This window comes from Streptomyces roseus, from assembly GCF_001044425.1.
Classification (GTDB): domain Bacteria; phylum Actinomycetota; class Actinomycetes; order Streptomycetales; family Streptomycetaceae; genus Streptomyces; species Streptomyces roseus.
In genome coordinates this window covers 14479-35385 of record NZ_LFML01000018.1, presented here as the reverse complement: position 1 = coordinate 35385, position 20907 = coordinate 14479, and the positions used below count along the sequence as shown (strand labels likewise).

14 protein-coding genes and 1 pseudogene are annotated in these 20907 nt (G+C 73.0%); 12 read left to right on the top strand and 3 right to left on the bottom strand.

The features are described 5' to 3' along the window. Positions 1-54 precede the first annotated feature (54 nt). The 6 genes and pseudogenes from ACS04_RS05130 to ACS04_RS05110 all read left to right on the top strand — a co-directional run. Entirely contained in the window at positions 55-3087 is a 3033-nt protein-coding gene (locus ACS04_RS05130) for an alpha-mannosidase (RefSeq protein WP_048475290.1), read from the top strand. Positions 3088-3256: 169 nt separating this feature from the next. Beyond that, positions 3257-3397 (top strand): hypothetical protein, encoded by a 141-nt coding sequence (locus ACS04_RS38080; protein WP_158977177.1) that lies wholly within the window; start codon positions 3257-3259, stop codon positions 3395-3397. A gap of 117 nt (positions 3398-3514) precedes the next feature. Further along, on the top strand, positions 3515-5539 hold the full coding sequence (locus ACS04_RS05125; RefSeq protein WP_048475289.1) for an NADPH-dependent 2,4-dienoyl-CoA reductase: 2025 nt from the start codon (positions 3515-3517) through the stop codon (positions 5537-5539). A 102-nt stretch (positions 5540-5641) separates the two neighbouring features. Next, the gene (locus ACS04_RS05120; RefSeq protein ID WP_048475347.1) at positions 5642-6055 is read left to right on the top strand and encodes a PaaI family thioesterase; all 414 of its coding nucleotides are present in this window, start codon (positions 5642-5644) and stop codon (positions 6053-6055) included. 6 nt (positions 6056-6061) lie between these two features. Continuing rightward, the gene (locus tag ACS04_RS05115) at positions 6062-7396 is read left to right on the top strand and encodes an MFS transporter (RefSeq protein ID WP_048475288.1); all 1335 of its coding nucleotides are present in this window, start codon (positions 6062-6064) and stop codon (positions 7394-7396) included. Between the two features lie 30 nt (positions 7397-7426). Beyond that, positions 7427-7756, top strand: a pseudogene (locus ACS04_RS05110) (SRPBCC family protein); the annotation flags it as partial. Positions 7757-7778: 22 nt separating this feature from the next. Here the strand turns inward: ACS04_RS05110 and ACS04_RS05105 are convergent. Both ACS04_RS05105 and ACS04_RS05100 read right to left on the bottom strand, forming a co-directional pair. After that, positions 7779-9338, bottom strand: a complete 1560-nt coding sequence (locus tag ACS04_RS05105; RefSeq protein WP_048475287.1) for an alpha/beta hydrolase — start codon at positions 9336-9338, stop codon at positions 7779-7781. 175 nt (positions 9339-9513) lie between these two features. After that, complete coding sequence (locus tag ACS04_RS05100) at positions 9514-10632, bottom strand: PP2C family protein-serine/threonine phosphatase (protein ID WP_048475286.1); 1119 nt, start codon at positions 10630-10632, stop codon at positions 9514-9516. 181 nt (positions 10633-10813) lie between these two features. Between ACS04_RS05100 and ACS04_RS05095 the strand changes: the two genes are divergently transcribed. From ACS04_RS05095 to ACS04_RS05080, 4 genes are all read left to right on the top strand, one after another. Further along, positions 10814-12961, top strand: coding sequence for a SpoIIE family protein phosphatase (locus tag ACS04_RS05095; RefSeq protein WP_078864426.1), 2148 nt, complete (start codon positions 10814-10816; stop codon positions 12959-12961). Positions 12962-13153: 192 nt separating this feature from the next. Beyond that, positions 13154-13885: a DUF4142 domain-containing protein gene (locus ACS04_RS05090; protein ID WP_425337810.1), complete on the top strand. Its 732-nt coding sequence runs from the start codon at positions 13154-13156 to the stop codon at positions 13883-13885. A gap of 9 nt (positions 13886-13894) precedes the next feature. Further along, a complete protein-coding gene (locus ACS04_RS05085; RefSeq protein ID WP_048475285.1) occupies positions 13895-15313 on the top strand; it encodes a DUF1996 domain-containing protein in 1419 nt (472 codons plus the stop codon). A gap of 159 nt (positions 15314-15472) precedes the next feature. Beyond that, entirely contained in the window at positions 15473-16507 is a 1035-nt protein-coding gene (locus ACS04_RS05080; RefSeq protein WP_053080703.1) for an RNA polymerase sigma factor, read from the top strand. Positions 16508-16534: 27 nt separating this feature from the next. Here ACS04_RS05080 and ACS04_RS05075 read toward each other — a convergent pair whose 3' ends face one another. Then, positions 16535-17758, bottom strand: a complete 1224-nt coding sequence (locus ACS04_RS05075) for a PucR family transcriptional regulator (RefSeq protein WP_048475284.1) — start codon at positions 17756-17758, stop codon at positions 16535-16537. 460 nt (positions 17759-18218) lie between these two features. Between ACS04_RS05075 and ACS04_RS39175 the strand changes: the two genes are divergently transcribed. Then, complete coding sequence (locus ACS04_RS39175; RefSeq protein ID WP_245236286.1) at positions 18219-19373, top strand: hypothetical protein; 1155 nt, start codon at positions 18219-18221, stop codon at positions 19371-19373. Further along, positions 19370-20818: an NADH-quinone oxidoreductase subunit NuoF family protein gene (locus tag ACS04_RS05065; protein ID WP_048475283.1), complete on the top strand. Its 1449-nt coding sequence runs from the start codon at positions 19370-19372 to the stop codon at positions 20816-20818. Before ACS04_RS39175 ends, ACS04_RS05065 begins: the two co-directional genes overlap by 4 nt. Positions 20819-20907: the final 89 nt, after the last annotated feature.

The following is a 20907-nucleotide window of genomic DNA, read 5'->3' as shown; positions in this document are numbered from 1 at the left end:
GTCACGCCACCGACCTGCCGTCATACGACCCCTCCCTCCCTTGGAGCAGCCGTCATGCACGACGACCGCAGCATCACCGAACACCGCTTGCGCCGGGTCCTCAAGGAGCGCATCAAGCCCGCCGTCCACTCCCGCGCGGTCCCGCTGGCGATCGAGCGCTGGGAGGCACCGGGCGAGCCGGTGGCGGTCACCGAGGGTCTCGCGGCCCCGTACGGACCCTGTGCGATCGGCGAGGCATGGGGGCCGGCCTGGGGCACCACGTGGTTCAAGGTCACCGGCACCGTCCCGGCCGAGTGGGCGGGCCGTACGGTCGAGGCCGTCCTCGACCTCGGCTTCGACCGGATGATGCCCGGCTTCCAGTGCGAGGGGCTGGTCCACCGGGCCGACGGGAGCGAGGTCAAGGCGCTGAACCCGTACAACGACTGGGTGCGCGTCGCCGATCCGGCGGCCGGCGGCGAACGGGTCGAGTGGTACGTGGAAGCCGCCTCCAACCCCGTCCTGGTCGACCACTCGGCCACGTACGAAGGGGACCGTCTGACCAGCGGCGACCAGCCCCTCTACCGGCTCGCCCGGATGGACCTCGCCGTCTTCGAGACCGAGGTCTGGGAGCTCGTACAGGACCTGGAGGTCCTCCACGACCTCATGACGCAGCTCGGCGAGGCCGACGCCCGGCGGTACGAGATCCTGCGCGCGATCGACTCCGCCCTGGACGCGGTGGACCTCGCGGACGTCCCCGGGACGGCGGCCGCCGCCCGTACGCGCCTGACCGCGGTGCTCGCCGCCCCCGCCCACGCCGGCGCGCACCGGATCAGCGCCGTCGGACACGCCCACATCGACTCCGCCTGGCTGTGGCCGCTGCGCGAGACGGTCCGCAAGGTCTCCCGCACCACGTCCAACGTGGTCGACCTGATGGACGCGCACCCCGAGTTCGTCTTCGCCATGTCGCAGGCGCAGCAGCTGGACTGGATCAAGACCCACCGGCCCGAGCTCTTCGAGCGGATCAAGAAGAAGATCGCGGACGGGCAGTTCGTGCCGGTCGGCGGCATGTGGGTGGAGTCCGACACCAACATGGTCGGCGGAGAGGCGATGGTCCGTCAGTTCCTCTACGGAAAGAAGTTCTTCCTGGAGGAGTTCGGCATCGAGACCCGCAACGTCTGGCTCCCCGACTCCTTCGGGTACACCGCCGCGATGCCGCAGATCGTGAAGCTGTCCGGCTCGAAGTGGTTCCTGACGCAGAAGATCTGCTGGTCGCAGGTGAACGCGTTCCCGCACCACACCTTCTGGTGGGAGGGCATCGACGGCACCCGGGTCTTCACCCACTTCCCGCCCGTCGACACGTACAACAGCGACCTGGGCGGCGCGCAGCTGGCGCATGCGGCAGCCAACTACCGCGAGAAGGGACGGGGTTCGCGCTCGCTGGTGCCCTTCGGCTGGGGCGACGGCGGCGGCGGTCCAACCCGCGAGCACCTGGCCCGCGCCAGGCGCCAGCGCGATCTCGAAGGCTCCCCGCGCGTGGAGATCGAGCGTCCCGACGCCTTCTTCGAGAAGGCGCACGCCGAGTACGCGGACGCGCCCGTCTGGGCCGGCGAGCTGTACCTGGAGCTGCACCGCGGCACCTACACCTCGCAGGCGAAGACCAAGCAGGGCAACCGGCGCAGCGAATCGCTGCTGCGCGAGGCCGAGTTGTGGGCGGCCACCGCCGCCGTCCGGGCGGCGGGGGGCTACGCGTACCCGTACGAGGACCTGGAGCGGATCTGGAAGACCGTCCTGCTCCACCAGTTCCACGACATCCTCCCCGGATCGTCGATCGCCTGGGTGCACCGCGAGGCGCGCGCGACCTACGCGGAGGTAGGGGAGGAACTGCGCGGGATCACGCTGGCCGCCCAGACCGCCCTGGCCGGGGAGGGCGCCACCGAGCTGGTCTTCAACTGCGCCCCGCACGCCCGGCGCGGCGTCCCGGCCGGCGGCGCCGGCCCGGTGCGGGAGGCGGACGGCCGGCAGCGGGTCACCGTGGAGGAGCGGCACGGGGGCGGGCACGTCCTCGCCAACGGGCGGCTCCTGGTGGAGATCGACGGGCGCGGGCTGATCGTGTCGGCGTACGACCTGGAGGCGCGGCGGGAGGCGCTGGCCCCGGGGCGGGCCGCGAACCTGCTCCAGATCCACCCCGACCACCCGAACATGTGGGACGCGTGGGACATCGACGCCTTCTACCGCAACAGCGTGACCGACCTGGTGGAGCTGGACGCGCTGGAGGTGGCCGAGGCCGGCCCGGACGCGGTCACGGTCCGCGTCTGCCGATCCTTCGGCCGCTCGGCCGCCGTCCAGTTGATCACGCTGCGGGCCGGGGCCAAGACCGTGGACCTGGTCACGGAGGTGGACTGGCACGAGACGGAGAAGTTCCTGAAGGCCGCCTTCCCGCTCGACGTGAAGGCGGAACGGTCCGCCTCGGAGACCCAGTTCGGACACGTGTACCGGGCGACCCACACCAACACGTCGTGGGAGGCGGCGAAGTTCGAGATCTGCGCGCACCGGTGGATCCACGTGGAGGAGCCGGGATGGGGCACGGCGATCCTCAACGATTCCACGTACGGCCACGACGTGACCCGCGACGTGCGGCCGGACGGGGGCCAGACCACGACGGTCCGCCTCTCGCTCCTGCGGGCACCGCGCTACCCGGACCCGGAGACCGACCAGGGCGCCCACACCCTGCGGTTCTCGCTGGCGCCGGGTGCGGAGATCGCGGACGCGGTACGCGAGGGCCACGCGCTGAACCTGCCGGAGCGGGTGGTCCGCGGGGCGGCCGCGGTGGCCCCGCTGCTGGCCGTGGACAACGACGCGGTGGTGGTCGAGGCGGTCAAACTGGCCGAGGACCGCAGCGGTGACGTGGTCGTACGCCTCTACGAGTCCCGCGGGGGCCGCGCGACGGCCGCCCTGAGGGCCGACTTCCGCCTCGCGGGGGCGACGGAGACCGACCTCCTGGAACGGCCCCTGCCGGGACAGGCGGTATCGGGCCCCGCACCGGACGGCGCGGTCGCCCTGACCCTGCGCCCGTTCCAGATCGTCACGGTCCGCCTGCACCGGGCCTGACCGCCGGGCCCGAAGCGCACGACGCCCCCGCGGGGCACCGTGACGTGGACGCGGATGATCAGTGACGTTGGCGCCGCCCGGGACGCGCAACCGGCCGGGCGGCTGTCCACGATGGCGACGAGCCTGACGCTGCCGGCGACGCTCCCCACCGCCGTGGTCTTCGTCGTCTGTGACGCCGGCCGGACTGAGCGACGCCGCGCTGGTCGGCATGGCGTCCGACCTGCTCTTCGTCGCGGCGGCCGGATGCGCCGTGGTCCTCGTACGGAAAGTCACGGCCCTCCAGGACCGGGCAGCGGCACGGCGGGCGTGAACCGGCGGGCGTGACCGGCGGGCGTGAACTCCGCCACTTGGTTATGCACCTAGTTGCACAATCGGGCCCTCCTCGCCTAGAACAGGTTCATCACCCCCGCGCGAGGAGGCGCCCCTCATGAGTTCCCAGAGCCGGTACCCGCACCTGCTGAGCCCCCTGGACCTCGGCTTCACCACGCTGCCGAACCGCGTGATCATGGGGTCGATGCACACCGGACTCGAAGAGCACCAGGGCGGCTTCGAGCGGCTCGCCGCCTTCTACGCCGAGCGCGCCCGCGGTGGCGCCGGCCTGATCGTCACCGGCGGCATCGCCCCGAACGACGCCGGCCGGCCCTTCGAGGGCGGGTCCCGCCTCACCACCGAGGAGGAGGCCGCCGAGCACCGGGTGATCACCGACGCCGTGCACGCCGAGGGCGGGAAGATCGCGATGCAGATCCTCCACTTCGGCCGCTACGCCTACCACAAGGACCTCGTCGCCCCCAGCGCCATCCAGGCCCCCATCAGCCCCTTCGTCCCGAACGAGCTCAGCGACATCGAGGTGGAGCGCACCGTCGAGGACTTCGTCCGCGCCGCCCGCCTCGCCAAGCTGGCCGGCTACGACGGCGTCGAGATCATGGGCTCCGAGGGCTACCTGATCAACGAGTTCATCGCCGCCGCCACCAACAAGCGCACCGACCGCTGGGGCGGCGCGTACGAGAACCGCATGCGCTTCCCGCTGGAGATCGTCCGGCGTACCCGCGCGGCCGTCGGCGAGGACTTCATCCTCGTCTACCGCCTCTCGATGCTCGACCTGATCCCCGGCGGCTCCACCCTCGACGAGGTCGTCCGCCTCGCCAAGGAGATCGAGGCGGCCGGCGCCACGATCATCAACACCGGCATCGGCTGGCACGAGGCCCGCATCCCCACCATCGCCACCTCCGTCCCGCGCGGCGCCTACACCTGGGTCACCAAGCGGCTGATGGGCGCGGTCTCCGTCCCCCTCGTCACCAGCAACCGCATCAACACCCCGGAGAAGGCCGAGGAGATCCTCGCCGACGGCCGCGCCGACCTGGTCTCCCTGGCGCGCCCCTTCCTCGCCGACGCCGACTTCGTGGCCAAGGCCGCGGCCGGCCGGTCCGAGACCATCAACACCTGCATCGGCTGCAACCAGGCCTGTCTCGACCACACCTTCAGCGGCAAGATCACCAGCTGCCTGGTCAACCCGCGTGCCTGCCACGAGACCGAACTCGTGCTCTCGCCCACGAAGCTGAGGAAGCGCGTCGCCGTCGTCGGCGCCGGTCCGGCCGGCCTCGCCTGCGCCGTCTCCGCCGCCGAACGCGGCCACGCCGTCACCCTCTTCGAGGCCTGCGGCCACATCGGCGGACAGCTCGACATCGCCCGCCGCATCCCGGGCAAGGAGGAGTTCGAGGAGACCATCCGCTACTTCGGCACCCAGCTCGAAGCCCGCGGCGTCGACCTGCGCCTGAACACCCCCGCCGACGTGGAGACCCTGCGCGGCTACGACGAGGTGGTCGTCGCCACCGGCGTCACCCCCCGCACCCCCGCCATCGAGGGCGTGGACCGGGACAACGTGGTCAGCTACCTCGACGTCCTGCGCGACGGCGCCCCGGTCGGCGAGAACGTCGCCGTCGTCGGCGCCGGCGGCATCGGCTTCGACGTCGCCGAGTTCCTCACCGACAGCGGCGAGGGCGCGTCCCAGGACCCCGAGACGTACTTCCGCCACTGGGGCGTGGACACCGCGTACGCGGGTCCCGGCGGGCTCACCGCCCCCGAGCGGCCCGCGCCCCCGCGCCGTGTCCACCTCCTCCAGCGCAAGACCACCAAGGTCGGCGCCGGCCTCGGCACCACCACCGGCTGGATCCACCGGGCGGAGCTCAAGCACCGCGGGGTGGTCTCGGTCGCGGGCGCCACGTACGACCGGATCGACGACGAGGGCCTGCACATCACCGTCGGCGACGAGCAGCGGCTGGTCCCCGCCGACACGGTGGTGCTGTGCACCGGCCAGGAGCCGCGCCGGGACCTGTACGAGGCCCTGCTCGCGGCCGGCGCCCGCCCGCACCTGATCGGCGGCGCCGACGTGGCCGCGGAGCTGGACGCCAAGCGGGCGATCCGCCAGGGCACGGAACTGGCGGCGAGCCTCTGACCGGTCCGTGAGCGCGGTCGCCGCGGACCTGCCCGGTCGGCCGGAACGCGTCGTGCACGGAAAGGTGTTGTGGCGCCCGGACCCGGGCGCCACAATCTGCGGGTGACCTTGACACCCGCAGACGCAGACAAGATCCTCGCCGACCACTTCGCCCCGTGGGTGCTCGCCCTCGGGCTGACCGTCCAGGAGACGGGCGAACGGCACGCCGTACTGCGGCTGCCCTGGTCCGAGGCGCTGGCCCGCGACGGCGGTGGCATGTCCGGCCAGGCCCTGATGGCGGCCGCCGACACCGCCACCGTCATCGCGATCTCCGCGGCGCGCGGGGCCTACGGCCCGATGACCACCGTCCAGCAGTCGACCAGCTTCCAGGGGCCGGTGGTCGGCGCGGACGTGGTGATCGCGGTCCGGGTGACCAAGCTGGGCAAGCGCATGGCCTTCGCCGACATCACCATGACCCCCGAGGGCGCCGACGAGCCGTCCGCGACGGCGTCGACGGTCTACGCCCTGCTGGGCTGAGCCGAGGTGGCGGACCCGGTCGGGATCCCCTCGCTCCGGCGCAACCGCGACTTCAACGTCTTCTGGCTCGGCCAGGCGCTGTCCGTCCTCGGCGGGTCGATCTCGCTGCTCGCGCTGCCCCTGCTGGTCCTCGAAGCCACCGGTTCCGTGGTCCAGATGGGCCTGATCACGGTCATCACGGGCGTCGGCTCCATCGCGACCGGCCTGTTCGCCGGGTACGTGGTGGACCGGACGGACCGGCGCCGCCTGATGATCACCTGCGATCTCGTACGGGCGCTGCTGCTGGGCGCGGTCCCGTTCATCTGGCTGGCGGGGCCCCGGACCTGGGTGCTGTACGTGCTGACGGCGCTGGTCACCGTCCTGAAGACGCTCTTCGACGTGGCGTACGTGACGGCGGTGCCCGGCCTGGTGGCCACCGAGCACCTGACCGCCGCCAACGGGAGGCTGACGGCGGCCTTCGCCTTCGGCACCCTGTGCGGGCCGGCGGCGGCGGGGTTCATCGCCGCCGCGGTGGGCGCGGACTGGGCGGTGGGGGTGGACGGGGCGACCTTCCTGGTCTCGGCCGTGAGCCTGCGGTGGGTGGCCTTCGGCCGGGACGCGGACGGAGCCGGGGACCGGGCCGCGGACAGGCTCCGGGACGGTGCGTCGCGGGGCCGCGGGCCCGCGCCCGGGAAGTTGCGCGAGATGTTCCTGGAGGGGTTCCGCTTCCTGTGGGCCCAGCCCGTGCTGCGGGCGCTGACCGTCCTGCTCACGCTGCTGACCTTCGTCACCGTGGGCGCCACCGACCTGCTGATCTTCCGGGTCCAGGAGGAGCTGGGGCAGAGCAAGGCCACCGTCGGGCTCGTCATCGCGTTGAGCGGGTTCGGGGTCGTCGGCGCGGCCTTGGCCGCAGCGCCCCTGCGCCGGACCTTCGGCTTCGGTACGTGCTGGCTGGGCTCGGTCGTCCTGATCGGCGGGGGCGTGGTGGTGACCGGCGTGAGCGGGAGCCTGCCGGTGATCACGGTGGCGGCCGCGGTGTTCATGTTCGGGCTGACCCTGGGGGCGGTCTGCTCCTTGACCCTGCGCCAGGAGGTGACCCCGGACGCGTTGCTCGGGCGGGTCACCTCGGCCTTCTGGACCGTGCACGGTGCCTCCGGTCCCGTGGGCGCGGCCGCCCTCACCGTGCTGGCCGGCCGGCACGGGGTGCCCGCGGTCAGTGTGGGCGCCGGGGCGCTGTGCCTGCTCATCGTGGGGGCCGGGCTGCTGACACCGCTGCGGGGGAGCCGGATCGGCGCCGCCCCGGCCCAGGGCCCCGCGGTGCGGGGCCCGTCCGGCGGTGCCCGGCGGTCGTCTCGCCGGTGAGGCGTCGCGCCCGGGCCCGGGGCCCACTGCAAGACCCCCGACGGCCCGACCGCAGAGGGCACGGTCTTCCGCAGCACCGTGAAGGACGCCGGGATGAAGACCGGCCGCGAGTTCCGCATCACCGGCTTCGAGCCGGAGAAGCTGGTCCGCTGGGCGGAGCAGAGCAAGAACCTGGTCACCGCCGAGGGCGGATACGACTTCGAGGCCCTTCCCGGCGGCCGCACCCGCGTGCGCATCTTCAACACCCTCCTCGAAGGACACGGGTTCGGCAAGCTGCTGGTGGGCCTGGCGCTGAGCGCGGCCCGCAAGGACGCGCCTGACTTCGGCCGCCGGATCAAGGCCGCCGCCGAGGCGTCCTGACCGGCGGCCGGGGCCGTCCGGGTCAGAACCTCCCGTCCGCCGGGACCGGGAAGCGCCGCGGCGACTGCGGGGCGATCTCCGAGCGGCGCTCCTGCGCGCCCGGCGCCGTCCGGCAGGTCACGTCCCGGGCGGGCAGCCTGCCCGTCGTCAGGTAGGCGTCGACCGTGGCGGCGGCGCAGGAGTTCGGGTCCACGAGGTACACGCCGTGGCCCTCACCGCCCAGCGCGAGCACCATCCGCGAGCCGGCCAGCGCCTTGTGCAGGCCCTGGCCGCTGACCAGCGGGGTCTGGGAGTCCCACTCGTTCTGGACGGTCAGCACGTTGGTCTTCGCCTTCATCGCCGTCGGCGGCTCGATCGGCCGCCGCCAGAAGGCGCACGGCTTGATGTTGGACGCGAAGTCCCCGTACAGCGGGTACCGCGCCTTGTCGCGCGCCGCCTCCCGCTGGTACTGCTCCGGGTAGCGGGGCCATTCCGTGTCCCCGCACACCACGGCCCAGAACACGGCCGTGCCGTTGTCCGAGGCCGGCTCCGCGGCCGGCAGCAGCAGCTTGCGCTGCGCCTCGGTCAGCGGGACGGGTTTGCCGTCTGCCGCGTCCTTCAGCGCCTTGACCAGGGGAGCCGCCTGCGAGGGGGAGAAGAACAGACCGCGGGCGGTGCGGATGTCGTCTCCCGTGATCTTGGTGCCGTCCACCTCGATCGGCTGCAGGTTCGCCCGGGCCACGAGGTCCCAGAAGGTCTTGGAGACGGCTTCCGGCGTCTCGCCGAGCCCGTAGTCGCCCGAGCGCTCGGCCGTCCACTGCGCCCAGCGCTTGAAGGCGGGCTCCGCCTCGGTGGCCCACACCTGGATCATCCCCCGCCAGATGCGCTGCGGGTCCACGCCGCTGTCCAGGACAAAACGGTCGCTGCGGTCCGGGAACATCTGCGTGTACACCGCGCCCAGGTAGGTCCCGTACGAGTAGCCGACGTACGAGATCTTCTTCTCGCCCAGTGCGGCGCGGATCGCGTCCATGTCGCGCGCGGTGTTGCGGGTGGTGATGAAGGGCAGGACCGAGCCCGACTTCTCGCGGCACTTCTCCGCGACCGTACGCGCCCAGGCCACGTCCGCCGGGAACGTCTCCTCCTTGTACGGCCGGTCGAAGTTCTGCTCGGCGTCGCTCATCCCGCAGGTGATGGGGGTGGACGCGCCGACCCCGCGCGGGTCGAAGCCGATCAGGTCGTACTGGTCGCGTACGTCCTTCGGCATCAACTCGTCCATCATCAGCGGCAGATCGAGCCCGGACCCGCCCGGCCCGCCCGGGTTGAGCAGCATGGCGCCGTGCCGCTTGGCCGGGTTCCCGCTCTTGATCCGCGATATCGCGAGGTCGATCGTGCGGCCCTGCGGACGCCGGTAGTCGAGCGGGACCTTGATCGTCGCGCACTCGTACGCGGCGGGCCGATCGGTGGCGCAGCGCTGCCACGCCGGCTTCTGCGGCGTGTACTGCGCGGCCGGGGCGGCGGCGGCCCCGGTGGCGGAGAGCAGCGGGACGCTGGTGGCGACGAGACCGGCGGCTGCGAGCACGGGTGCGAGGCGTTTCATCTTCACGAAGAGCCGTTTCCTTCCGTCGATGCCATGGCCTCACCACCTTGTTGTACGAGGGCCCCGGGCGAATCATCCCGGAGGGCCGGTCGGCATGCGTCTCGCGAACGAGCTCAAATCCGGACAACTGGCCGACACGCGCGGGCAATTGAGGTCCGGGGGGGTGCGCCACCCCTAAGGGTCAGGCGCTGCCGGTGATGCGCTCGATCGCGACCATCGCCGCGTCGTCGCCCAGGCTGCCGCCCGGGGAGTGGGCCAGCAGATCCTCGCAGAGGTGGCGCAGCAGGGCGTCCGGGCCGTCCCCCGGCCAGTCGGCGGCCCGCTCCGGCAGCGGGTAGAAGGCGCCCCCGGCGTCGCGGGCCTCGATGACGCCGTCCGTGTAGAGCAGGATCATGTCGCCCGGCTCGAAGGAGAAGGACTGCGCGGCGAAGCCGGTGTCCACGTACCGCGTCAGGCCCAGCGGCGGCGCCGGGTGGTCCACCTCGAGGGGGATGGCCCGCCCTCCCCGAAGCAGCAGGGGAGGCGGGTGCCCGCAGCTGATCAGCCGTACGGTCATCTCCCGATCGGGGATGTCCAGTACCGCCGCCGTGGTGAAGGCCTCGCCGGGATCGTCGGGCGGCTCGTCCGCGCCCTCCTGATCCGCCGCCACGGCGGACTCCAGGTACGCGACCAGCGTCGGCAGGTCCGCCTCCTGGTGGGCGGCGGCCCGGAAGGCGCCGAGCACCAGCGCGGCGTCCCCGACCGCCTCCAGACCCTTGCCGCGGACGTCGCCGACGATCAGCCGGGTGCCGTGGGCGGTGCGGGTGGCGGCGTACAGGTCCCCGCCGATCTGGGCCTCCGCCTCAGCGGCCAGGTACACGGAGGCCAGTCGCAGCGGGCCCATCCGGTCCCGCAGCGGCCGCAGGACCACCTCCTGCGCGGCTTCGGCCACCGAGCGCAGCTGAGTCAGCTGCTTCTCGTGGACCTCGCGCAAGTGTGCGAAGACGGTGACGAAGATCGAGATCAGGACCAGCGCGATGATCTGGAAGGTGTGGTTCAGGTCGGTGGCGGTGGTCCGCACCACCGCGACCGTCACCTGGGCCGCGACGGCCACCGCCCCGACGAACCCCGTCATCCGGGGACCGGCGAAAGAGGCGGTGACCGCCGGGGCCGCGACCAGGAACGGACCCAGGTGGACATCGGGCGGAGCCAGGACGTCGACCACCGTGACGGCCGCGATCAGCGCGAAGGGGACCGCCAGCAGGGGCAGGCGCGGTTCGCCGACGTGGCGCTGGCTCGGATGCGGCGGCCGATGGTCCATGACTCCTGAATACACCGCGCCCCTCGTTCCCGCGCTCCGTCGTACGGCCGTATCGGCGGGCGGCCGCGCTGCCGGTCCGGGGGAGTGGGGGGAGGATGGGAGCACCCCGGGCGAGGCCCGGGGGAGACCGAGCAGGCCGATGCACCGCCCCCGCGGCAGTGGACGGGAAGGAGCGCCCGGCATGAGTACGGCGGATGCCTCCCCGGCCGCCCCGGAACCGGTGCCCCCGGGCTCCGCCGCCCGGCCTGCCGGCGCGGAACCCTCCGACGGCCTCTCCGTCGACCCCGCCACCGGGCCCGGCCTCCTCGACGTGCTCGGCGTCGCGGGGGTCGTCCTCGACGCACAGGGGCGGATCACCCTGTGGAGCCCGCAGGCCGCGGAGCTGTTCGGCTACACCGCGGGCGATGCACTCGGGCAGTTCGCGGCGGACCTGATCGTCGACGAGCAGAACCTGGCCCTGGTCCTCTCCCTCTTCGAGGAGGTCATGACCGGCAGCGGCTCCTGGGCCGGGGCGTTTCCCGTACGGCACAAGGACGGCACCACGCGCCTGGTGGAATTCCGCAACATGCGGCTGGAGGACAGCGAAGGGCGGCGCTACGCCCTCGGCATCGCCTCGGATCAGGCCACCGTGCGGCGCGTGGAACGCGATCTGGCCCTGTCGATGCGGCTCGTCGCGCAGTCCCCGATCGGCCTGGCCGTGCTCGACACGGAATTGCGCTACGTCCTGGTCAACCCCGCCCTGGAACGGATCAACGGGCTGCCCGCCGCCGAGCACATGGGACGCCGCGTCCACGAAACCCTGCCGCACGTGGACACCGAGTCAATCGAGGCGGCCATGCGCGAGGTGCTGTCCACAGGCCGGCCGCAGCTGAACCGGTTCACCACCGGCCGCACGCCCGCCGACCCCGACGAGGACCACGCCTGGTCGCTCTCCCTCTACCGGCTCGACGACCCGGCAGGGCGGCCGCTCGGGGTCGCCGCCTCCATCGTCGACGTCACCGAGCAGCACAAGACCTCGATGGCCGTCGCCCTGGCCCGCCAGCGGCTCGCCCTGATCGCCGACGCCTCCGTGCGCATCGGCACCACGCTCGACCTCGGGGTCACCGCGCGCGAGCTCGGCGACATCGCCGTGCCGCAGCTCGCCGACCTCGCCACCGTCGACATCCTCGACGCCGTCCTGACGGGCGACCACCTGCCCGGGGCCCCGGCCGACGAGACCGTGCGCTTCCGCGCCCTCGCCGTCAAGGCGGCCCGACCGACCCCCGCCACCCTCGCGGTCGACCCGGTCGGCTCGATCGCCCGCTACGACACCACCCGGGTGGTCACCCAGTGCGTACGGGCCGCCCGGCCGGTGCTCGTGGCGCGGGTGACGGAGGCCGATCTGCCCAGCGTCGCCCGCGACGCCGCGGCCGCCGCCCTCCTCGCCGCGGCCGGGCTGCACTCGTACCTCGCCGTGCCGCTCATCGCCCGCGGCGAGGTCATCGGCGCCCTCGGACTCCTGCGCACCGACAACCCGCTGCCCTTCGACGACGACGACGTCCTGCTCGCCAGCGAACTCGCGGCCCGCGCCGCCGTCTGCATCGACAACGCCCGCTGGTACCAGAAACAGCGCCGCGCCGCCCTCACCCTCCAGCGCCACCTGCTGCCCCACCACCCCACCCCCACCCCGGGTCTGGAGATCGCCTACCGCTACCAGCCCGCCGAGGCGGCCGGCGAGGTCGGCGGCGACTGGTTCGACGTCATCCCGCTGCCCGGGGACAAGACGGCCTTGGTGGTCGGCGACGTCATGGGCAGCGGCATCAACGCCGCGGCCACCATGGGCCAACTGCGCACCGCCGCCCGCACCCTGGCGGAACTCGAACTCGACCCCGCCGCCGTCCTGACCCGGCTCGACCACACCGCCACCGGGCTCGGGCACACCATGGCCACCTGCGTGATCGCCGTGTACGACCCGCACCGGGGCCGGTGCCGCATCGCGACCGCCGGCCACCTGCCGCCCGTACGCACGAGCCCCGGCCGCCCGCCCGAGCTGCTCGACCTGCCGACCGGCGCGCCCCTGGGGGTCGGCGGCGTGCCCTTCGAGGCCGCCGCCCTGGACCTGGACGTCGGCGACCAGCTCGTCCTCTACACGGACGGGCTCGTGGAAACCCGGGACGAGGACATCGACGTCCGGCTGCGGGCGCTCACCGCCCTCCTCCACGACCCGGGCCGTCCCCTGGAGGAGACCTGCGACCTGCTGCTGGCCGAACTGCGCCGGCCGGAGGGGCGTGACGACGTGGCCCTGCTCGTGGCCCGCACCCGGCCGCTGCCCGGAACTTCCCAGAGCTAGCGCTCGCGAACGGTACCAGCCTTTCGGGGCGTTGACCGGATGTTTGTCCATTCGTGATGGCCCTTCCGAACAGGCACCACAACTGGCGCTAGCGTCCCGTGGCACCCGGGGAGCGCGGGTGCATTGGCCACGGGCAACTGCCGGAGCCCGAGCCGGCGCACCCCCTCCCGGTCCACGCAGCAAGGAGGCACAGTGCTGTCTTTCCGTCGGTCGGCCGTCGGCAGCATGTCGGTGGCATCGAGACACGTGATGGCGACCGGCGTCGTCATCGGCGCCCTCGCGTTCACCCTGATCGCGTTGCTGATCCCCGTGCAGAAGTTCGGCGGGTCGAAGGCCGCGGCCGCCACGGCTCCGGCGGCCGAGGACGACGGCGCCGGCATCCAGAGCACGGCCTTCGGGCCGCTCACCCCCCAGGACCGGGACTTCGTACGCAAGGTGCGGCTCGCGGGCCTCTGGGAGCTGCCCGCGGGCCGTCAGGCCCTGCAGCGCAGTTCGCGGCCCGCCATCCGCACCGCCGGGGAGCACCTCATCGAGGGCCACACCCAACTGGACCGCAGGGTCATGGAGGTGAGCCAGGCCCTCGGCATGGAGATCCCCAACCAGCCCAGCGCGCAGCAGCAGGGCTGGCTCGACCAGATGGACAGGGCCCAAGGCCCCCAGTACGAGGCGCTGTTCGTCCAGCTGCTGCGCAGGGCCCACGGCAAGGTGTTCGCCCTCGTGGCCCAGATCCGGGCGCAGACCCGCAACTCCCAGGTCCGGGCCCTGGCCACGGATGCCAACAACACCGTCCTGGACCACATCACGGTCCTCGAGGCCAGTGGGCTCGTCGACTTCGACGGCCTCGCGGACGCCCCGCCGGGAGCCCCCTCCGCTCCCGCGCCCGTCCCTGCCGCCTCCTCCCCCTATTCCCGACCGACGAAGTGAAGTGATCGCATGAGCCAAAAGGGCCACAAACGCCGTCTGCGGCCGAAGTACAAGATCCTCGCCGCGATGTCCGCCCTGGTCCTGGGCGGCGGTGGGGTGGTGCTCGTCTCTCAGGGCGCCTTCGCGGGACAGGATTCCCGCAACGCGCCCGTGACCGCGACCATCGACTGCCCGGACGTGGGCGACAAGCTCGACAACGTCCCCGACCAGGCCCGCAAGGAGGTGGACGCGAACCTCGCGCAGCTCGACACCCAGGTCGCCGACGCCTACAAGCAGCTCTCCTCCGGCCAGGCCAAGAGCAAGACGCTGCTCGGCGGGCTGAAGCAGCAGCGCGACAAGACCATCACCAACCTGTCCGACACGCTCGGAAAGGCGGGCCAGAAGCCCGCCGGGCTGCAAGGGCTCAGCGGGTGCGTGATGAAGGAAGCGGCGGCCGCCGACCCGGCGGACGAGCCGGCCCTCGCGAACGGCGCCGGCGGCGCCGACGCCGCGGCGAAGCAGGGAGCCCCCCAGCAGCAACAACAGCAGCAGCAACAGCAGGCCAAGGGCGGCCCGGCGCGCAGCGACTTCGTGGCCATCGGCAACGTCAAGCCCAACGTGCGCAAGCCCGCGGCCCGCGGCGGCGCCTCCACCGGATCCTTCGCCGTGCAGTGCGGGCGCAACGAGGACGGCCACTTCAACCCCGACAACGTCATCGTCGCGCCCGGCGTGAGCAACGGCGCCCACCACATGCACGACTACGTCGGCAACAAGACCACCGACGCCTTCTCGACGAACAACAGCCTCGCCCAGTCCGGGACCACCTGCACCAACGGCGACCAGTCGACGTACTACTGGCCCGTGCTGCGGCTGCGCGACGGCCGGGCGGAGAAGGACGCCAAGGCGCCCGGCGGCGGCCAGGACGCGAACGTCGGCACGATCCTGAAGCCCAAGCAGGTGACCATCGAGTTCAAGGGGAGCCCCGTCAGCAAGGTCGCGGCGATGCCCCGCTTCATGCGGATCATCACCGGCGACGCCAAGGCCCTCACCAACGGCAACGCCAACGCGAACGCCTCGTGGAGCTGCACCGGTTTCGAGAACCGCCAGCTGAAGGACAAGTACCCGGTCTGCCCCAAGGGCAGTGACGTCGTACGGACGTTCAACTTCCAGAGCTGCTGGGACGGCAAGAACATCGACAGCGCCAACCACCGCACCCACGTGGCCTTCGCCGACAACAACGGCAACTGCAAGAACGGCTTCAAGGCCATCCCGCAACTCGTCCAGCGGATCGTCTACAGCGTGCCGCCCGGCTCCCGGTTCGCCGTGGACAGCTTCCCCGAGCAGCTGCACAAGCCGGTGACCGACCACGGAGACTTCATCAACGTCATGTCGAACGGCCTGATGGCCGGCGCGGTGCGCTGCATCAACGACGGCCGCGCCTGCCGCTGAGAACATCGGGGCGGCGCCGTCCTCCCACCTCCCCTCCCCGCGTCGCCCCGAGAGAGCGGTGCCGGCCCGAAGCCGACTTCGGGCCGGCACCGCGTACGCGTTTGTGCCCCCGACCGAAGGGGCCCGCGCACGGGCCCTCGGACCCCTACGAGGAGTGCCATGTCCGGCTCTCGCCCCACCACCCCTCCCGTACCCCGGCCGGAACCCGATCCGGATCCGGACCCGGAACCCGCTCCGAAACCCGACCCCGGTCCGGAGGCCGGTCCCGACCCCGGTCCCGGGCCGGGTTCCGAGCCCTCCGACGGGGACCTCGTACGGCGGCTCAGGGCGGCCTACGCCGCCGGCGACGGCGATCCGGCCGTCTGCGAGTGCCTGTACCGGCGGCACAGCGCCGCCGCTTTCGCCTGTGCGCGCCGCTGCTCCCGGTCCCCGCAGGACGCGGAGGACCTGGTCTCCGAGGCGTTCGTCCGCACCCTCCAGGCCGTCCGCTCCGGGGCCGGGCCCCAGGAGGAATGGCGCCCGTACCTCCTGTCGGTGGTCCGCCGCACCGCCGGCGAGTGGCGGGCCCGCGCCGGCCGTACGGTCCTGACCGCGGACATCGAGGCCTGGTGCCGGCCCGGGCCCGACGGGGACGACCCGCAGCGCCGGCTGCTGGACGGCGAGGACCGCCGGCTCGTCGCACGCTCCTTCCAGGCGCTGCCCGAACGCTGGAAGGCCGTCCTGTGGCACACCCTCGTCGAGGACGACTGCCCGCACCCCGTCCCCCTGCTGCTCGGCATCACCCCGAGCGCCGTGACCTCGCTGGCCTTCCGGGCCCGGGAGGGTCTGCGCGAGGCGTACTTGCGCGCCCATCTCGACCCGGCCGCCGACGACCTGTGCCGCCATTACGGCAGCCTGCTCGGGGTGGTGATCCGCCGCCGCGGGAGCACCCCGCGCGGCCGCGATCTCGCCCGGCACCTGGCGGCCTGCCGGTCCTGTTCGCACGCGTACGCCGAACTGCTGGACCTCGACGCCGCGCTGCGCGCCGGAGCGGAGTCGGCGGTACTCGTCGGACTCCAGGGTGGGCCCGCGAAGTCCCGGCCGCCCCGCGATGCCCGGCACGCGGCGACCCCGGTCCCCCTTCGCTCCGCGGGGGCGGGGGAGGGGTACCGGGGCCGAGTCCGTGTCTACGGGGGGAGGGGAGCGGGGGAGTGAGGGGGCCGGGAGGCGGGGGCCCGGCGGCTACAGGCCGTTGACGCGGGCCATGCGCCCGACGCCCAGCGGCCGGAAGTCGGTGGTGGCGACGCGCACCTTGCGGCCGATCCGCGAGTTCTGGCGGCGCACCTGCGCCATCAGGCGCCGGCTGCGCAGGGCCATTTCGAGCTCGAACCGGGTCCGCGGATCGCGCAGGCCGGGTCCGAAGAGCTTTTCGAGCTGTCGCATGCGGTAGCGCACGGTCTGGGGGTGGACGCTCAGCGCCTTCGCGGCCTCGGGGGCGCCGCCGCCCTCCAGCCAGGCCAGCAGGGTGACTTCGAGCCGTTCGCTCTGGCGGGGGGTCAGGTTGGCCAGCGGCCGCAGCCAGCGTGCGGCCAGTGCGTGTGCCAGGGGCTCGTCCTGGAGCAGCATGAGGGTGGAGAGGTGGTCGTCGACGAAGAGGGCGCGCGCCTCCAGGCCGGGCCGGTTGGGGGTCAGGGAGAGCAGTCGCAGGGCCCACCGCAGGGAGGAAGCGGTGTCGCGGGGGGCGACGGGGTGGCCCACGGCGGCGAACCGGCCGCGCAGCAGGGCCTCCAGGGAGGTCCGGGTCTCCGGGTCCGGACTCGGGACCAGCAGGCAGGGCTGGCCGCCGACCATGCCGGCGAGTCCGTCGTCCAGGACGGCCGCGAGCTGCTGGGTCTCGCCCGGGGTGGCCAGCGCGATGGCGCGTATCTCGGCCGGGAGCGGCCAGTCGGCCGCGGCGGCCAGCTCGGAGAGTGCGATTTCAGCCATGGGCATGTCACTTGTAAGGGCGGAGAAGAGCTCTCGTCTCGCCCGTTCGGAGCGGGTCCCGAGACCGTCGCGGGGGACGACCGTCAGGGGGGCCAACTGCGTTCGCCGGCCCGGCTCCCGCAGACCGGACGGCGGCCCGCGCAGCTCCCCGTCCTCGCCTTCCTCTTCCTCCTGGTCCGGGTGCTCGTGCTCGGCGGCATGGTCCTCCTCTTCCTCTTCCTCGTCGGGGTGGGCGTGTTCCGTCACCTTGTTCTTCTGCGAGGGCGCGGCCTCGCGGTACCCGAGGGCGGTGAGCAGGGCCACTTCGAGCCGCTGTCTGACCACCTCCTCGTCAAGGTCGTCGACGAGGGCGGAGAACCCGGGGAGCTCCTCCCTCAGCTCCTCCACCATCCCGGCGGTCAGCGCGGGCAGTTCCCTGCGCACGACCCGGGTCCATTCGCCTCGGGGACGGGCCCAGATGCGGTTCAGAAGTTCGCACATTGTTACCTCGTTCATGCCGGGGTACGGCCTGCCCCGTGGGAGGGTGACAAGCCTGTCGAGGCAGCCTCCGTCCCCCCTCTGCGTCAGTGCGGACGGGGGAGTTGAGCACCTCGTACACCCTCCAGGAGAGTGCCATCCACTTGCAGTCCCGCGGCTTTGCCTGAGTTTTGCCGTCGGGGAGGTGTGGTGGCGGACAAGACGTCACTCCCGTTGCCACCGCACCGTTGGAAGGGAATCTTCCGGGGACGCCAGGTGTGACGATGCCACGCGCGCAAGAACTTGTCACGATTAGATAAATACTGTGGAGGCGTTGCGAAGGTCCACGATGCTTCTGCACTCCGGCCCCAGCTCCCCGGTCGGCGGGGTCTCATCTCCCGCCCGCCGCGGAGCAGTTCCGTCGACCACCCCGGGCGCCGAGTGCGCGTGGAGTGCCTCGGGCCTGGGCGTATGGGAGAACTACATGCCCCTGTCCCCAGCCCGTACGCCCCGCTCACACCGGGCGCGCAGCACCAGACGCCATGCCGGCGCGGCCGCTGCCGCGGCCGCCGGCCGGCGGGCCGTGCGGCGGCCGCCCCTGCTGTCCCCGGCCGGAGGCGTGCGTCCCGCCACCCTCGTCATCGCCGCCCTCACAGGCCTGCTCGCCCTGTCCGTGGCGGCCCGGGCGGGCGCCCTGAGCCACTTCTGGGACTTCCTCGACTTCGGGGCGGGCGTCCTCTCGCTCGTCTCGCTCACCTCCGCCGTCCTGTGGGGCCTCGCGGCCACGGACCGTACGGTGCTCACCTCCGGGCACCGGCTGGTCGCCCAGGCGGCGCACCGCGGGCTCGCCGTCGCGGGGCTGGGCTTCCTGCTCCTGCACATATGGGTCAAGGTCGCCGAGTCGCAGACGGGCATCACCTCCGCTTTCCTGCCCTTCACGGACCAGGACCAGCCGTTCCTCATCGGCCTCGGCACTCTGGCCGGATACGTATTCGTCTCCACGGCGATTTCCGGCGCCGTCCGCAGCGCCTTCGCCACCAAGGGCCGCTCCCTGTGGTGGCGGGCCCTGCACTTCGGGGCGTACCCCGCGTGGGGCGCCTCCCTGGTGCACGGGCTCAAGGCCGGCCGCCCCGCCAGCGCGTGGGTGACCGTCTCGTACGCCCTGTGCCTGCTCGGGGTGGCCGGCGTGCTCGCCGTACGGCTCCGGGCGAGGCTGCGCGCCGCGCCCGTACGGCCGGTGGCAGTGTCGGCGGCGACCCCTCAAGGCGCGCCGCCCCGGCCCAAGAGGGCGCCGCAGCGGTTCGTACGGCAGCCCGCGGAATGGGCCGCCGAGCGGCTGACGGCGCGGCTGGCCCGGCAGTCGGACCGGCGTTCGGTCGCCCCGCGGCCGGATCCGGCCGCGGCGCCGGTGGGCAGCCCCTTCGTGCCCTCCCCCCGGCAGGCCCTGGAGCCCACGACCGAGGTCTTCCCGCCGTACGGTGCGACGCCGTACGCGCCGCCGTACGGCAGTGGCCCGTACGGCGGCGGCGCGTACGGCACCGATACGTACGACACGGTGGTCATCCCCAGCGGCATCGCCGCCGGGCCCGGAACGGACCGGCCCGGCGGGTCGTTCGACGGGATGCGGGGCCGTCAGTGACCTCGATCACCGATCCCGCCCTCGGGTGCGTCGGCCAGCCCCGGCTGCTGGCCGGACTCGACGTGCTGCCCCGGCTCGACCGCGCCAACCACTCCGTGGTGCACGGCCCGATGCCGCAGTACACCGCGGGCGATCTCGTGGAGCTCGCCGAGGGCATCGACCTGCGGGGCCGCGGGGGAGCGGGCTTCCCGTTCGCCCGCAAGCTCAAAGCGGTCATCCGGTCCGCCCGGACCAAGGAGGGGCGCACCGCCGTCGTGGTGAACGGCACCGAGGGGGAGCCCAGCTGCCTCAAGGACGCCGCCATGCTGCTGCACTCCCCGCACCTGGTGCTGGACGGAGCCCTGTTGGCGGCCGACGCGATCGGCGCCGAGGAGGTCGCGATCGGAGTGACCAGGGACGACGTGGAGCAGTCCCTGCGGGCCGCCGTCGCCGAGCGCGGCGTGGCCGGCGGCCGGCTGCGCGTCGGCCGGCTTCCCGAGCGCTTCGTCTCGGGCGAGGGGACCTCCCTCGTGAACGGCCTCAACGGAGGGGCCGCGATCCCCAACGGGCAGAAGGTCCGCACCAGCGAGCGGGGCCTGAGCGGGCTGCCGACCCTGCTGTCCAACACCGAGACGTACGCCCAGCTCGCGGTCGCGGCCAGGATCGGGGTGACGGGATTCCGCTCGGTCGGCCTGGAGAGCGAACCGGGCACCGTCATGCTGACGATCAGCGGCTCGACGGTGGTCGAGGCGCCGCTCGGGACGTCCCTGGCGTACGTCCTGGAGCTGTGCGGCTCCTCCCCGGGCCAGGGCGTCCTGGTCGGCGGGTACCACGGCAAATGGCTGACGCCGGCGGCGGCCCGGACCGCCCTGCTCTCCCGGGAGTCGCTCTCCTCGCTCAAGGCCACGCTCGGGGCGGGGGCGGTCCTGCCGCTGCCCGAGGACACCTGCCCGGCCGGCGAAGTGGCCCGCGTGATGCGCTGGATGGCGGAGGAGACCGCCGGCCAGTGCGGTCCGTGCGTCAGGGGCCTGCCCTCGCTCGCCGATGCCGTGGAGGCGCTGGCGGCGGGGGGAGGCCGGCCGGCCCTGGAGGCGGTCGAGGCGCGGATGAGGGGGGTGCTGCGGCGCGGCGCGTGCAGCCACCCCGACGGCACCTCGGCGTTCATGGCCTCGGCACTCGCCGTCTTCCCCGACGAGATGCGCGACCACGCCCTGGGCAGCGGCTGCGGACGCCGCGTGCTCGGCGCGCTGCCCCTGCCCGAGGACGAGAACCCCGAACGGCTCGTCGTGGACTGGACGCTGTGCAAGGGCCACGGGCTCTGCGTGGACGTGCTGCCCGACGTGGTGAGGCTGGACCGGGACGGCTATCCGGCCGAGGCCGTCATGTCCGTCCCCGGAAGGTTGCGGCCGATGGCGCTCCGGGCGGTGCGGCGCTGCCCCGCGCTCGCGCTGCGCATTCAGGAATGAGCCGGCGGTAAACGGCTTCCGGTGACGGTAGTTCAAGGGTTAGCGCGATCTGATAAATTCCCGCTGATTCGAATTCGGTGAACCCGTCA